The sequence below is a fragment of the Acidiferrobacter sp. SPIII_3 genome (assembly GCF_003184265.1).
In the GTDB taxonomy this organism is placed as follows: Bacteria; Pseudomonadota; Gammaproteobacteria; order Acidiferrobacterales; family Acidiferrobacteraceae; genus Acidiferrobacter.
The window spans coordinates 3,012,161-3,025,517 of record NZ_CP027663.1 but is presented as its reverse complement, the minus strand read 5'-3'; the positions used below and the strand labels follow the sequence as shown (position 1 = coordinate 3,025,517).

Genomic DNA, 13,357 nt, shown 5'->3' with positions numbered 1-13,357 from the left:
TATGATGACGGTCAAAACGTTGGACTCGGTCAAGCAGGCTCGGTCCTATTACCAGGCCGAACGCGGCATCGCCTCGTACTACTCGAGTGAGGCCGGCGCTTACGGCGGCGGACAGTGGTACGGCCGTGGCGCGGAGGAATTGGGTCTGCGCGGGCCCGTCCACGAGAGGCAGTGGAACCGGGCTTTAGAGGGAAAATTTGGTAAGGGGCCAGACGCCATGCAGGTCGGGAACTCCGACCCGGAGAAGCGCCGCCCGGGCGTGGACCTTCAGTTCGCTCCACCCAAATCCGTCAGCATCATGGCCCTGGCCGTCGGCGACGACCGGCTGATCGGTGCGCATGATCGCGCCGTGGAGCGGACGATGGCGCGGATACAAGATGAGCAGGTCTTTGCCCGCATGAAGCACGGCGGCAGCCAAAAAGTTTTGACCGGCAATCTCGCGGCGGCACTGTACCGCCACGTCACAGACCGACCCGTGAATGGTGTGGTGGACCCGCAGCTGCATACCCATGCCGTGGTGCTGAATGTCACACAGCGCCCGGATGGGCAGTGGGTATCCATCAATTTGGGCATGAGCCGGGATTGGATTAAGGCGTACGGTGCGATCTACAGGATGGAACTCGCCAAAGAGGTCCGCGCCCTCGGGTATGAGTTGTACGAGACGAAAGACGGGTTTGAGATCAAGGGTATCTCGCGCGAGATCATCGAAATGTTTTCGGGCCGTGATGGCCAGATACGCGGTTACCTCTGGGAAAAATATGGCGAGACACGCGAGACCGCCTCGACCGCGCACAAACAGGAGGCTAATTTAGCGACCCGCCACGGTAAAGAGAAGCGGGACGGCGCCGAGCTCCGTGCCGAGTGGCGCGCACGTGCCGAAGCGGTTGGCCTGTCTATGTCGGCATCAGGAAAACAGGCCTCGCGAACTCAGGCGGGCGGGCCGTCACCCGCAGGCGCGGGCCCGCGCGATGAGGGTCACGATGAGAGCCGGGAGGGGCGTGGCCGCTTCCGTGGCGATCTCGACTTTGATCCCCGTGCGAAAATTGCGCCTGGCGTGACCCGCGTCCAGGCGGAGATGGCGGAGCGCACCGAGGAGAGGGCGGTCGGTATTCGACGCTCACCGGAGCAGTTGGAGCGTGCGCGTGAGGAGGCGGTGCAGCGCGCATCCGCCCGTGTCGTTATCGAGGACAAGGACTACGCGACAGGCACGATCCCCCCGCAGGGTCCTCCAGGGGCTCCGGTCGCCGGCGCCGGAGCGGGAGACGGCGGCGCGCTCGACCAGATCTACGCCGACGCCGTGGCGCGTGGCCCTCTCCCACCGCCCGACCCGGCCACCGTCCGGGCCATCGCCACCGAAGGCGTGCAGGCGGCCGTGCGTCACTTGTCCGAGCGCGAGTCGGCATTTGAGCGCGACGCGATCCTGGTCGCGGCCCAGGGATTCCTGCCGGCCGGCCTCGTAGACGCCCACGACCTGGAGCGGGCCGTGGCTCGCGAGGTTGAATCCTGCCGCTTGCTGGACGCGACCGGGGGCCGCTATACCACTGCCGAGGCTATCGTCCGCGAGCAGGAATTTATCGAGCGCATCCAGGACGGTCGTGACGCGGTGCCGCCTATCGCGAACGACACGCCAGCGGTTCTCCAAACATCCGACGGCAAGACCCTGAATACCGGCCAGACGAATGCGGCCAAACACATCCTGGAGACCCCGGACCGTTTCGTGGCCGTCCAGGGCGTGGCAGGCGCCGGCAAGACCACGGCCATGCAGGTCGTGCGCGAGCACGCCGAGGCAGCCGGCTACCAGGTCGTGGGGTTGGCGCCCACCAAAAAGTCCGTCCACGAGCTACGAGAGGCCGGTGTCGCCGACACCTACACGGTCGCCCGAGCGGTCACGAGGATGCCCGATCACGTCGGGGAAAGGACACTGGTCATTGTGGACGAGGCCTCCATGATCGGCGCCGCCGACATGGCGGAACTTACCGAAAAAATCGAGGCCTGCGGCGCGCGCGTCGTCATCATGGGAGATAAGCGCCAGCTGCCGGCGATCCCGGCCGGCGCACCGTTCCGGCAGATGCAGGACCATTCCGCCACGGCCACTCTGGATGAGATCCAGCGCCAACGGAACCTGGATCTCAAGGCCTGTGTCGAGGCCTTCGCCGCCGGCCGCGCGGGGGACGGGGCCAATCTCGCCCGGTCGTTTATGCACGAGGCCGACTTCTCGTCCCTGGAGGGCCAGCATTTTACCAACATCACTGCTGAGCACGCGGCTAAGGCCTCGATCATCGCCCAGGAGGCAGCGGATCGCTTCCTTCAGCGCTTGCCCGAGGAGCGGAAGGACATCGTCGTGATCACGGGCACCAACAAGATGCGCAAAGAGATCAATATGGACATCCGTGAGGGGCTGAAAGAGAGCGGCGAGATCGCCGCACATGACAGGGAACTCAAGATCCTGGAGAAGCAGGATTTCACCGATGAACAGATTCGCCATGCCGGCAGTTACGAGAAGGGCCAGGTCGTGGAGTTTCGCCGGGACTATCTCTCGCATGGCGTCAGTGTGCCCGTGGAGCGCGGCCGGCAGTACGAGATCACGGGCATCGACCGCGATCACAATAAGGTCGCGCTCGTCGATCGCGAGAGCGGCCACAAATTGGAATGGTCCCCGCAGATCGCACAAAAAGTGGACGTCTCCAACAAGGCCGAGATCGCTTTATCCGAGGGCGATCGCGTGCTGTTTCGTGCCAACAACCAAGACCGTGGGATTCTGAACGGCGATGCGGCCACGGTTCTCCAGACACAGGGCGACAAGATCACGGTCGCCCTGGACCGTGGGGGCGCCGTCCTCGAACTCCGGGACGGGGATCACCTCCAGCACGCCTACGCATCGACTGTCCACAGCGTCCAGTCGATCTCCCGCGACGGGGCGATCGGCGCGTTCCCTTCCTGGTCGCCACTAGCCACCGCCGAACAGGGCTACGTGCCCCTTTCGCGTGCGAAGGATTGGGCGGAGATGGTCACTGACAGTAAGGATGCCCTGGCGGGCGCCTGGTCGCAGTGGAACGGAAAGGAGACCGCCCACGAGGTCCGTTTGGACGACCGCGATCACGACCTCGATAAAGTGGCCCCCCAACCCGATCGCGCCGCCGACCGTGCCCGCGAGGCGCAGAAGCCGGAACAGCACGCGCACGAAACCCCTTCGCATGATCTCGGGCGCAGCCGCTAGCGCACCCAATTTCCGCCCCTGCAGATATAGACAGAGGCCGCCCGTGGTGGGCGGCCAAAGGAGGTATCTGATATGAAGCGTTTTCTCTCACTGGCCGCCATCCTGGCGACCGCCTTGCCCGGGGCGGCCCTGGCGGCCGTCCACGTATGGGGTCTTTCTGACCACAGCGCCACGGCCACCCGCACCTACCGTCCGCAATCGCAGTTTTTGACCGGCCAGCCCGGCCCAGGACCCGGGGCGCTCTTGAGCCAGAAGGCATCGGGCGCCAACGGCTTTGTCGGCGGCATCCAGTTCCGCACGGCGTCCGAGAAGGCGCGCGTGGCCGGCGACACCGGGGCGCTGCTGCTCTCCGGTGGCCTCGATACGGCGCAGGTCGGGCCGGGCAACAGCGCGTTTGCTCACGTCCGTGTCGGGATGGTGGCGCGCGGGGGCTGGTTGACCCCAGGGAGCCCCGTCCAGTTAGACGTGGGTGCGGCGTTCGGCTACGACATGGGTCGCACGCCTGGCGGCGCGGATATTGCGCGCTTCCGCGCCACGCCCGCGGTCTCCCTGTCCTATGAGGCAGCGCGCTTGACGTACCGCCAGTCGCCGTGGTCCATGCCTGGCGAGTCGGCGCCGCGCGACATCCTCGCCCATCTTTACTTTTATGGGCTTGGACCGGTCCGTGGCATGGGATCGCTCACGGTCGGGGCGCTGGTGCCGGACGTGCGTGCGTCCACGTCCGACGGCTACGTCGTGGCGCTCAAGACCCCGCGCTTCCACGGGGTCGGTGCCCGCCTGTCCTACACGGGCGGCTTCCACGGTGTGACTGCCATGGGGCCTTTCAACCCCAGCCGTCCGTGGGATAGCTATGCGGTCGGCGAGTCTCTGGACGTGAGCTACCAGGTGCGCCCGGGGATATCCGTGGGGCTGTATGCCGCCTTCACCCATAACGCCGCGGGCTCGGCTACGCGGACCGTGATCACGGAAAAGAGCGTGCGTTCGCGCCTGGTCGGCCTGACTCTCTCCGACCGCTTTTAAACCGACGACAGCGCCACCCGGGGCGCATGAGTACCGGGAGCCCAGCCGGCGGTGGCGAACCCCGGCAGCGTGAGCACCATTCTGCAAAACTCGTGGTGTGATCACGCAGGCGGACCCTTCGGGGTCCGCCTTTTTTATAGCCGGCGTCCGGAATTTCCGTCCACACAGATTAGTACAAGGCCCCACAACGGGGGTTAGACGGAGGTTCCTATGAACGAACAGAAAGCCGCCAGAAAAGCCTACCGGGAGAGCGTGGCGCGTGGCATTGCTTCGCTCGTTCACCGCTCTATTCAGGACTACCAGCAGCTCGCGCCCGCGACGCGTGCGGAGGTTTTGGCGCTTATCCGCGGTCGTGCGCGGCGCTTTGCGCCACCGTCGCCGGAGGTGCGCCGCTGGTGGGGCGGCCTGCCTGGCCTGCCGCGCCATAACCGCGTCGTCTTCGCCGCCATAAAACAGGCAGGCGGCCAACACCAATAATTTCCGTGCCTATCGATTACACACAGAGGCCCCCACAACGGGGGCCAAAGGAGGTAACCATGAATCATAAACTCATCCCCGCCGCCTTGGTTGCAGCCACCCTGTCGGCGTGCGCACCCCCGCCGTTGACGCCAAACACGTATTCGAGCTCGGGTTCCATGCAGACCCAGAAGGTGTTCTTCGGCACCGTGGCGTCCGTGCATCGCATCACTATCCGCGCGACAAGCCGCGGCGCGACCGTGGGCGCTGCCGCCGGTGGGGCTGGTGGCGCCGGTATCGGTGCCATCTTCGGCGGCGGTAAGGGTGCGCTCATCGGCGGCGCTCTCGGTCTTCTGGGGGGCGTCTTCGCGGGCTCGCAGCACACGGTACCCGGTGTGCTCATCACCGTCATGTTCCCGAGCGGCCATGCCGTTGCCATTCCGCAGCCGGTCGTCAAGGGCACCGTGTTCCATGTCGGCGAGCATGTCGAGATCGTCGGCGATGCGCACCGTGTCCGCGTGCTGCCAGCCCAATAATTTCCGACCGTACCGATAGAGACGAACGACACACACAAAAGGAGTCATACCATGAAAAAGATCGCTATTGCACTGGCCCTGCTGGCTGCCCCGGCCCTGGCCGTGGCCTCGCCGCAGGTCGCTGTCCACCAGAAGCCGGCGCCGCACGTGCCCACCATCACGATCCCCTCTCGGTCGATCCTGCGCACCCGCATCATCGCCAATCGCTTCCGCGTGGTGTGGCCGTTGCCGACGTACGTGGTGCTGGAGAGTGTGTCCTGGCCGCCCGTCCGGCTGACCCTCCAGACCAGTGCCCGCACAGCCATGGCGCTGCACCAGGGCGAGCTCGTGAAACTCAAGATCGCGCCCGTACGGGGGCGGCCGTGAGCCCCGAGGAATGGATGGAGGGGTCGGTGTTTTGGGGGCTGCTCTTGATGGCGGCTACATTCACGATCGACATCCTATTGTTCGCCTACCACACGCCATTTTGGATCGCGTGTCTGATCACGGTCGCCATTTTCGTGGGCGCCGATACCTATTACCAACACCACGCCCGGGAGGGCAACGACGATGAGTAACTACCAAGCAGAGAAGATCGCGGAGTTCTTGGAAGAGCAGTCCCCCGGGTGCGGGACGCACCACACCCTATATTTTGACCCTGACAGTGGAAAGTTTGTGCTGGAGAGTGTCGGGGTTGAGATCAACGAGGGCGATGTAGAGGTAGCCGATCTCGAGGCTGACGAGGCGTTGGACTGGCTGACGGAGGTCGCGGGAATGTCGTACATGGCTGCCGTCCGCGCCATCATAGGAGTGGACGAGGACACGCCGCGGTGAGCGAGGCGGCCGAGGACTTGCTGGTGTTGCTGGCCGTGGTCGCGGAGGATCGCGTCACGGCCGCGCTCTACCGGACGCCAGACGGCTTCCTACTGGAAACCACCATGTGGCCGGCCATGTGGGGGACCCATGGCCGCTTTCAACGGGCGCTGTCCACGGAGGAAGCCCGCGACTGGATCGCCGCGCACGGATTGACGGAGGTGGATTTATGATCTTGTACATTGCCGAAAAACCGAGCTTGGGCAAAGCGATTGCCGCGCAACTTCCTGGCCCACGTAAGGCCGCACGGACGCACATCGAGTGTGGCGGGGGCGTTATTGTCACGTGGGCCTTTGGGCATCTATTCGAGCAAGCCGAGCCCGATGTGTATCTGCCCGACTCGGTACCCAAAAACGGCAAGGGCCGCAAACGCAAACGCTGGCGCCTGGAGGACCTGCCCATCATCCCCCAGGAGTGGCAGAAGATCCCGAAGTCCGAGGCCCGCGAGCAGCTGGCGGCCATCCGCAAACTTCTGAAAGACGCGGACACGGTTGTGAACGCGGGCGATCCGGACCGCGAGGGTCAGCTTCTGGTCGATGAGATCCTGGAGGCGATGCACTGGCGCGGTCCCACCAAGCGGATTTGGTTGGCGGCCCTCGACCCGGCGAGCGTCCAAAAGGCGCTTGCCGATCTGAAAGACAACTCGCTGTACCGCCCCTTGCGCGACGCCGCCGAAGCGCGGGCCCGCGCGGACTGGCTCGTGGGAATGAATTTGACCCGCGCATTCACTCTGAAATCCAACGGCCAGGGTGTCGTTAGCGTCGGTCGGGTACAGACGCCCACTTTGGCCCTTGTCGTGCGCCGGGATGCCGAAATCGACGCCTTTAGCCCCATAACCTTTTATGTCCCGGTCCTCACGTTCCGCCACAATAACGGAACCTATAAGGCGACATGGAAGGCGCCGGCCACCGTGGACGGCCTCGATGCCGAAGGCCGGCTGATAAACCTCCCGGCCGCCCAGGCCATTATCGCGGCCGCCGACCATCAGGCGGGCACGGTCAAGACCTTCGACACGGAAGACGGTCAGGAGCCGCCGCCCTTGCCGTTCACATTATCCCGGCTCCAGGCCGTCGCGAGCTCGCGCCATGGTCTGAGCGCGAAGGCTACGCTTGATGCGGCGCAGGCCCTGTACGAAACGCACAAACTGACTTCCTACCCGCGCACCGATTGCGCCTATCTGCCCGAGTCGCAGTTGTCCGATGCCCGCCTCGTGCTGGCCGCCGTCGCCCGCGTGAATCCGGACATGGCGGGACTCGTGCAGGGCGCGGATATGAGTCTAAAAAGCGCGGCCTGGAACGACGGCAAAATCACGGCGCACCATGGCATCATCCCGACCAGTCACGATCAGGTATCCGTCGATGCGCTGTCCGAGACCGAGCGCCAAGTCTACGATCTCATCTGCCGCGCCTACCTGGCACAGTTTTATCCGCCCCACCGCTACACGAAAACCGTCACAGTGACTCTATCCGGCGGCCATGAATGGGAGGCGCGGGGCCGGACGCAGCTGGCGGCTGGATGGCGGGCGGTGCTGGGCGGCCAGGACAAACAGGACGCGGACGCGCAGGTCCTGCCGCTGATGCGCGTAGGCGACCAGGTGGAGTGGGTGGATGGTCGCGTGGATCACCGGGTAACGAAACCGCCCGCGCGGTTTACGGACGGCACGCTGATCGCCGCTATGTCCTCGGTTCACCGGCTTGTGACCGATCCCAAGATCAAAGCCCGCCTGAAAGAAACGAGCGGGCTCGGGACCGAGGCGACGCGCGCGAGCATCATCGAGGTTCTGGTCAAACGCGGATTCGTGGAGCGCAAGGGCAAGCAGATCCTTTCCACGGAAGCTGGTCGTATCCTGATTGCAGCACTACCGCCGGCCCTCACCGATCCCGGGGTGACTGGGTTATGGGAGGATGCGCTTGCCGAGGTCGCGGCCGGCTCCAGGACGCTGGAGGACTTCGAAAAGCAGCAACGGGCGTTCGTGACCAAGAGGGTGGAGGCCGTCAAGGCGAGCGCCATGCTCGCGATGCCGGCGACCGCCGCCAAGCCCAAGGCCAAAACCACCACCAAGAAACGGAGGTCACATGGATAAGACAATCGGTCCGGCCGCGCGCACCCTGCGCTTCCTGGCGCTCACTCTCGGTATCGCCGGCGCGATCTTATGGGCCGTCCGCTGGTGGGTGCCGCAGCCCTGGACCGTGATCGTCTTTCTTGGACGAGATCTGCGGGCGACGTTTTGGCACCACGAGTTCTGGTTTAACGGCCGCTGGCACCATCCCGGACGCGGCCATTTTGACCAATCGTACGCGTACGTCGCGGGCTCCTGGCAGGCGTCGCTCATGGTCGGCGCCGCGCTTTTTGTTGGGGGTGTGGGCGCCTTGTGGTTGGACCGCCTGATCGTCCGGTGGCTCCGGACCCCGACTCGGCCAATGTCGTGATCACTCGCGGCAAACTCGGCGATCAGAATAGGGCTATTCGCCGCCACGTGCGTTTGATCGCCACGGAGAATAGTGGGCACCGATGCACGAATTTCCGTGCATGGGGATAAGAGTAGGCCGCCCATTGTGGGCGGCTCTCATCACGAGGCACGCCGAGAATGAAAAAACGAGTAAGGATATACCGCGATGTTGTAGTGGATGGGGAGGACATGCCGGCCGAGATCGAGATCCGCAAAACGCGGGGCTGTATGACCCTGGTCGTCAGCATCATGCACTCCATGGAAATCTCCCCCGACCAAACGTCTCGCGAGATCTTCCAGGAGTTCCAGGACGCGACGGGAATTGAGATAATCTTTGATGAGGAAGAAGATTCCGCCCAAGCGTATTCGCCTCTGGACGAGTGGCTGGCCGCCCAGGCCGAGCCCGACGACGCAGCGTAATCCAAAATGACCAGGCCGGGGTCACTCCCCGGCCTTTTTATCGTCTATACTGGCCTAAAAAATGAGACGCATATGTATCACTTTTTGAGCCACTTGCCGGACCTGGATCTACCCAGGCAGACCATCCACCGAATCCGCAAAGGACAGGGGCGACTCGCCGTTCTGATGGCGGCCTTGCGCGAGGCCGGGTATGAACTCCGGCCGGACCCGGCAACACTGGCTCAGAAGGTCGGACAGCGCGAGATCGCAAAGCGTGCAGGTCTCGCCCGGATGACTGTGGCGGCATTGGCGAGAGGCGAGGGCACCATCCAGAGTTATGTCACCCTGGCAGCGGCCCTCAAAGTCACGCCTAGAATCGCAGAACGGAAATCCTACTCGGCATGTATGTCCAGCCGGGACCAGACCTGGCGGACGCCACAAGATTTGCTGGCCTCTATCCTGGCCGCCGCCGGCCGCTCCGAATTCGATCTTGACCCTTGCTCGCCGTCATCGGACGGACCAGTGCCGGCGCTCGTGCGCTGGACGGAAGCCGATGACGGACTATCGCAGCCGTGGCGCGGCCTGGTGTTCGTGAACCCGCCATATTCGCGAGCGCTTCCCCGATGGGTCGCCAAGTGTGCGGACGAAGCGAATGCCGGCGCTGTCGTAATAGGCCTTGTGCCGAGTCGCACGGACACGCGTTGGTGGCACGACGCGGTCGCCGACCAGGCCGACGTGATCATGCTCAAAGGCCGCCTGCGCTTTGGCGGCGGCGCGCATGCCGCGCCCTTCCCGAGCGCGATTGCGGTATGGGGCGATCCCGCGTTGGCCGAGCGTATTGCGGCGGCTCTCCCCGGCGCCTGGCATATCCCCGCGCAAAAAACGGCCGCCTGAGAAGCCCCAGGAGCCACGATCTCGGGCGAGCCCTTACCCAGGTACCCCCAAAAACAAGGCAAAATCTCAAATCGGTCAAGAGCTTGTCACCCGGCGTCCGCGGCTGTTCTCATTCCTCCCTTGTCTCCATGGTCCTGCCAGCGTCAGCCGTCGCCCGGTGCCGCTTGCGCTCGCGACTCCCTTGCAGGTCCCGCGCCAACGGTAAGGCGCGTTGTCACGGTCCCCGCCGGTCGTAACCCGCTCGCTGACGCGGCCCTCAGTGAGGGCGACGGTTGACGCAAGACGCAGGACCACACAAACAGGAGACAAGACATGAATACGAACAGCCGCAAGCAGGACGCCAGAAGCCAAGTCAAGGTCGAGGGTTCGGGTCTCAACAATCCGCAGGGGGGCGAAACCTTCGACATCTACCAGCAGGTCACGAACCAGATTTTGGAGGCCATGGAGACCAGCCAGGGCCAGGGCCGCCGCTTGTGGGACGCCCAGCCGTCCTTACCGCTGAATCTCGCCACCGGCAAGCCCTACACGGGCATGAACACGCTCATCCTATGGGGTGCCGCGATGTCGCGCGGGTACAAGTCCCCGTACTGGCTCACATACCGCCAGGCGCAGGCCGTGGGCGGCCAGGTGCGCAAGGGGGAGCATTCCGAATTGTGCATCTTCTACAAGCCGTGGGAGTCGCAGGAGACCAACACCGAGACCGGCGAGACCGAGACCAAGACGGGTGCTGTCCTCAAATCCTTTCGCGTGTTCAACCTCGACCAGATCGACGGCATCACAGCCCCGGCCACGGAAGCCCGTCCGGCCTTCGAGGTCCTGGCCGACGCCGAAGCCCTCTTGCAGCACACGCCGGCCCCCATCCGCGAAGGCGGGACCCAGGCCTGCTATATCCCAAGCCGGGACGAGATTCACATGCCGGCCCGCGAGACCTTCGTAAACCCTGAGGCTTTCTACTCAGTGGCCTACCACGAAGCGACCCATGCGACGGGCCACCAGTCCCGTCTTGCCCGCCAGTTTTCAACCCGCTTCGGTGACGAGGCTTACGCCATGGAGGAACTGATCGCCGAGCTAGGCGCCGCGTTCCTCTGCGCCGAGGTCGGCATCCTGCCCGCAACGCGCGAGGACCACGCCCATTACCTGGCGAACTGGGTCCGGGTTTTGAAGAGCGACAAGAAGGCGATTTTCACGGCCGCCGCAGCCGCCAGCAAGGCCGCCACGTTCATCAAGGGACACGCCGAGGCCGAGGCGCGGACGGAGGCAGTGGACAACCCCCTCCTTGTGGGGGCCGCGTAGACGGACAGGGAAGCCCCGGATCGCTCCGGGGTCCTCCTTGCGTTATTCCGTATCATAGCGTATCAGACATATCATATCGTACCATATCAGGAGGCACCCATGGGACGCGACGCAACCGTGACATACGAGCAGGTGGCCGGCATTGCCGACAGCATCCAGGCAGCCGGCGGCAAACCCACCCTACGCGCCGTGCGCGAGCAGGTCGGCGGCGGCAGCATGGGGACTATCAACAAGCTATTGCAAGAGTGGCGGGGCGCCCACGAGCGCCGGACGGCGGGGGATCTGGCGCTGCCGCCGGCCTTACAGCGCGCACTCCTGGACTTCATGGGCACGGAGATTGCCGGCGCCCGGGCCCCACTGGAAGCCGACATCGCGGAACACCAGGCAGTGACCGCCGACCTGGCCGCCGAGAACGAGCGCCAGACGGAGACCATCCGCGACCTCTCCCTGCAGATCGAGAGCGTGACCGCCGACCGGGCCGGCATCGAGGGCAAGGCCGCGCAGCTCACCGCTGATCTGGCAATCGCCCGGGACGAGATCACCCGCGAACGCCAGGCGGCGGAAGTCGCACGCGTGGAGCTAGCGAAGGCCGCGCTTCGCTTGGAAGGCCTACCCCGCCTGGAGGCGGAGATCACGTCCCTACGCGCGGACCTGGAGCGGGAGCGTCAGGGGCGCATCCAGGCCGAGCGGAGATCACGTCCCTACGCGCGGACCTGGAGCGGGAGCGTCAGGGGCGCATCCAGGCCGAGCAGGAGGCCGCCGTCCTCACGGCCCGCGTGACGGATCTGCGGGAGCGGCTGGATGATGCGAAGGGCGCCGGCAGCGCGACTGGGCGGAAGAAGCCCTGAAAGGCGATCCGGGGCCATTTAAACATACATGGTCGCCCCCTATTTGCCAAGCCTTCACGTTATGACGGTCAGTAAGGTAAAGATTGCTGTCATACATCCGGACTTTGTATGAGGGATACCCCTCTGTCCCTGATGGAACCTGATGGAATCCGCTGATCGAGGCCTGATCACAAGAGCGTGCTGAAGGCACGGTGTTTAAGGCAGGTTTCCTCGATCACGGTCTGACCTTATTGCCATCACGTCGTGATTGCCTGTGCAATCGGTGGTGAGCCTCTTTCTATCAAAACCTCTCTTTCTGGCAGTCGGCTCCTCACGCGGCCACGGACACCGGTGTGAAGCCTTCCTGGTAGTCTCGCCCATGGGCGAGCAGCGCCCACACGATACGGGCGTTCTTGTTCGCGAGCGCGACGGCCGCGACGTTCTTGTTGCGCCGGCCCATGAGCCGCTTGAGCCAGCTATCCGTATCCGTCTTGCGCTCCGAGGCGCGGATCACGGCGCGCGCCCCGTGGATCAGAAGGGTGCGCAGATACACGTCCCCGCGTTTACTGATGCCAAGCAGCGTGGGCTTGCCGCCACTGGAGTGTTGCCGGGGCACAAGCCCGAGAAAGGCGGCGAACTGGCGGCCGTTGACAAAGGCCGTTGCGTCTCCGATCGAGGCCACGAGCGCGCTGGCCGTGAGCGGTCCGATGCCGGGGACTTTCTGGAGCCGCCGGCTGGCATCGCTCTGGCGGTGCCACGCCTGGATTTCGGCTTCGAGCTCGTCTACCTGGCGGTCCAGCTCCTTCAGATGGGCGGCCAGCCGCGCGATCAACGGGCGCATGGTGTCGGGCAGGCCGTTGTCGGCGTCCTCCAGTATCCTCGGAATCTGTGGGGCGATACGACCGAGGCCTTGCGGGATCACAAGCCCGAACTCCGAGAGCAGTCCGCGAATCTGATTGGCCTGCGCGGTGCGGGCCTTCACGAACGCCTGGCGGGCGCGGTGGACAGCGAGGATGGCCTGGCTCTCGGCCGTCTTTCCAGGCACGAAACGCATAGTGGGACGCGCCACCGCCTCACAGATCGCCTCGGCGTCGGCGGAATCATTTTTGTTGGTCTTCACGTAAGGCTTCACGAATTGCGGAGCCATCAACTTCACCGTGTGTCCGAGGGCCGTCAGTTGCCGGGCCCAATGATGGGCGCTGCCACAGGCCTCCATGCCGACGAGGCACGGCGGAAGATTGCCAAAGAATGCGAGCACCTGATGGCGCTTTAGGGATTTCCTCAGAACGGCCTTGCCGCGGGCATCCACCCCATGGATCGCGAAAACCGTCTTTGCCAGATCCACTCCGATCGTTGTAATCTTCATCGTCGTCTCCTCTCTATTTGCGTGGTCTATCGCACCACTCACTTTGGC

The 13,357-nt window shown here is 64.5% G+C and carries 15 protein-coding genes; 14 read left to right on the top strand and 1 reads right to left on the bottom strand.

Annotation, left to right across the window (positions count from 1 at the left end; translation table 11 throughout):
- Position 1: 1 nt before the first annotated feature.
- From mobF to C4901_RS15340, 14 genes are all read left to right on the top strand, one after another.
- Positions 2–3,217: a MobF family relaxase gene (mobF, locus tag C4901_RS15405; RefSeq protein WP_168185763.1), complete on the top strand. Its 3,216-nt coding sequence runs from the start codon at positions 2–4 to the stop codon at positions 3,215–3,217.
- Between the two features lie 72 nt (positions 3,218–3,289).
- Positions 3,290–4,237 (top strand): hypothetical protein, encoded by a 948-nt coding sequence (locus tag C4901_RS15400; protein WP_110138085.1) that lies wholly within the window; start codon positions 3,290–3,292, stop codon positions 4,235–4,237.
- 210 nt (positions 4,238–4,447) lie between these two features.
- A complete protein-coding gene (locus C4901_RS15395) occupies positions 4,448–4,714 on the top strand; it encodes a hypothetical protein (protein ID WP_110138084.1) in 267 nt (88 codons plus the stop codon).
- A 59-nt stretch (positions 4,715–4,773) separates the two neighbouring features.
- Positions 4,774–5,229 (top strand): hypothetical protein, encoded by a 456-nt coding sequence (locus C4901_RS15390; RefSeq protein WP_110138083.1) that lies wholly within the window; start codon positions 4,774–4,776, stop codon positions 5,227–5,229.
- Between the two features lie 51 nt (positions 5,230–5,280).
- Positions 5,281–5,595 carry a hypothetical protein gene (locus C4901_RS15385; protein ID WP_110138082.1) on the top strand — a complete coding sequence of 105 codons (315 nt, stop codon included), beginning with the start codon at positions 5,281–5,283 and terminating at the stop codon, positions 5,593–5,595.
- On the top strand, positions 5,592–5,786 hold the full coding sequence (locus C4901_RS15380; protein WP_110138081.1) for a hypothetical protein: 195 nt from the start codon (positions 5,592–5,594) through the stop codon (positions 5,784–5,786). Before C4901_RS15385 ends, C4901_RS15380 begins: the two co-directional genes overlap by 4 nt.
- Positions 5,779–6,042, top strand: coding sequence for a hypothetical protein (locus C4901_RS15375; RefSeq protein ID WP_110138080.1), 264 nt, complete (start codon positions 5,779–5,781; stop codon positions 6,040–6,042). Before C4901_RS15380 ends, C4901_RS15375 begins: the two co-directional genes overlap by 8 nt.
- Positions 6,039–6,254, top strand: coding sequence for a hypothetical protein (locus tag C4901_RS15370; RefSeq protein ID WP_110138079.1), 216 nt, complete (start codon positions 6,039–6,041; stop codon positions 6,252–6,254). The genes C4901_RS15375 and C4901_RS15370 overlap by 4 nt, the downstream gene beginning before the upstream one ends.
- Positions 6,251–8,164, top strand: a complete 1,914-nt coding sequence (locus tag C4901_RS15365; protein ID WP_110138078.1) for a DNA topoisomerase 3 — start codon at positions 6,251–6,253, stop codon at positions 8,162–8,164. The genes C4901_RS15370 and C4901_RS15365 overlap by 4 nt, the downstream gene beginning before the upstream one ends.
- Complete coding sequence (locus C4901_RS15360; protein WP_110138077.1) at positions 8,157–8,510, top strand: hypothetical protein; 354 nt, start codon at positions 8,157–8,159, stop codon at positions 8,508–8,510. The genes C4901_RS15365 and C4901_RS15360 overlap by 8 nt, the downstream gene beginning before the upstream one ends.
- A gap of 209 nt (positions 8,511–8,719) precedes the next feature.
- A complete protein-coding gene (locus C4901_RS15355) occupies positions 8,720–8,950 on the top strand; it encodes a hypothetical protein (RefSeq protein WP_145960755.1) in 231 nt (76 codons plus the stop codon).
- A 165-nt stretch (positions 8,951–9,115) separates the two neighbouring features.
- Complete coding sequence (locus C4901_RS15350; RefSeq protein WP_168185762.1) at positions 9,116–9,823, top strand: DNA N-6-adenine-methyltransferase; 708 nt, start codon at positions 9,116–9,118, stop codon at positions 9,821–9,823.
- 312 nt (positions 9,824–10,135) lie between these two features.
- A complete protein-coding gene (locus C4901_RS15345; RefSeq protein ID WP_110138074.1) occupies positions 10,136–11,116 on the top strand; it encodes an ArdC family protein in 981 nt (326 codons plus the stop codon).
- A gap of 99 nt (positions 11,117–11,215) precedes the next feature.
- Positions 11,216–11,896 carry a DNA-binding protein gene (locus tag C4901_RS15340; RefSeq protein WP_110138073.1) on the top strand — a complete coding sequence of 227 codons (681 nt, stop codon included), beginning with the start codon at positions 11,216–11,218 and terminating at the stop codon, positions 11,894–11,896.
- A gap of 378 nt (positions 11,897–12,274) precedes the next feature.
- On the opposite strand, the gene C4901_RS15335 is transcribed toward C4901_RS15340, so the two are convergent.
- On the bottom strand, positions 12,275–13,309 hold the full coding sequence (locus C4901_RS15335) for an IS110 family transposase (RefSeq protein WP_110136033.1): 1,035 nt from the start codon (positions 13,307–13,309) through the stop codon (positions 12,275–12,277).
- Between the last annotated feature and the right edge of the window lie 48 nt (positions 13,310–13,357).

Coding starts and splice junctions, on each gene's coding strand:
- C4901_RS15385 (WP_110138082.1), top strand. CDS start 5,281: ATGAAAAAGATCGCTATTGCACTGGCCCTGCTGGCTGCCCCGGCCCTG.
- C4901_RS15395 (WP_110138084.1), top strand. CDS start 4,448: ATGAACGAACAGAAAGCCGCCAGAAAAGCCTACCGGGAGAGCGTGGCG.
- C4901_RS15400 (WP_110138085.1), top strand. CDS start 3,290: ATGAAGCGTTTTCTCTCACTGGCCGCCATCCTGGCGACCGCCTTGCCC.
- C4901_RS15340 (WP_110138073.1), top strand. CDS start 11,216: ATGGGACGCGACGCAACCGTGACATACGAGCAGGTGGCCGGCATTGCC.
- C4901_RS15390 (WP_110138083.1), top strand. CDS start 4,774: ATGAATCATAAACTCATCCCCGCCGCCTTGGTTGCAGCCACCCTGTCG.
- C4901_RS15335 (WP_110136033.1), bottom strand. CDS start 13,309: ATGAAGATTACAACGATCGGAGTGGATCTGGCAAAGACGGTTTTCGCG.
- C4901_RS15365 (WP_110138078.1), top strand. CDS start 6,251: ATGATCTTGTACATTGCCGAAAAACCGAGCTTGGGCAAAGCGATTGCC.
- mobF (WP_168185763.1), top strand. CDS start 2: ATGATGACGGTCAAAACGTTGGACTCGGTCAAGCAGGCTCGGTCCTAT.
- C4901_RS15350 (WP_168185762.1), top strand. CDS start 9,116: ATGGCGGCCTTGCGCGAGGCCGGGTATGAACTCCGGCCGGACCCGGCA.
- C4901_RS15375 (WP_110138080.1), top strand. CDS start 5,779: ATGAGTAACTACCAAGCAGAGAAGATCGCGGAGTTCTTGGAAGAGCAG.
- C4901_RS15345 (WP_110138074.1), top strand. CDS start 10,136: ATGAATACGAACAGCCGCAAGCAGGACGCCAGAAGCCAAGTCAAGGTC.
- C4901_RS15355 (WP_145960755.1), top strand. CDS start 8,720: ATGCCGGCCGAGATCGAGATCCGCAAAACGCGGGGCTGTATGACCCTG.
- C4901_RS15360 (WP_110138077.1), top strand. CDS start 8,157: ATGGATAAGACAATCGGTCCGGCCGCGCGCACCCTGCGCTTCCTGGCG.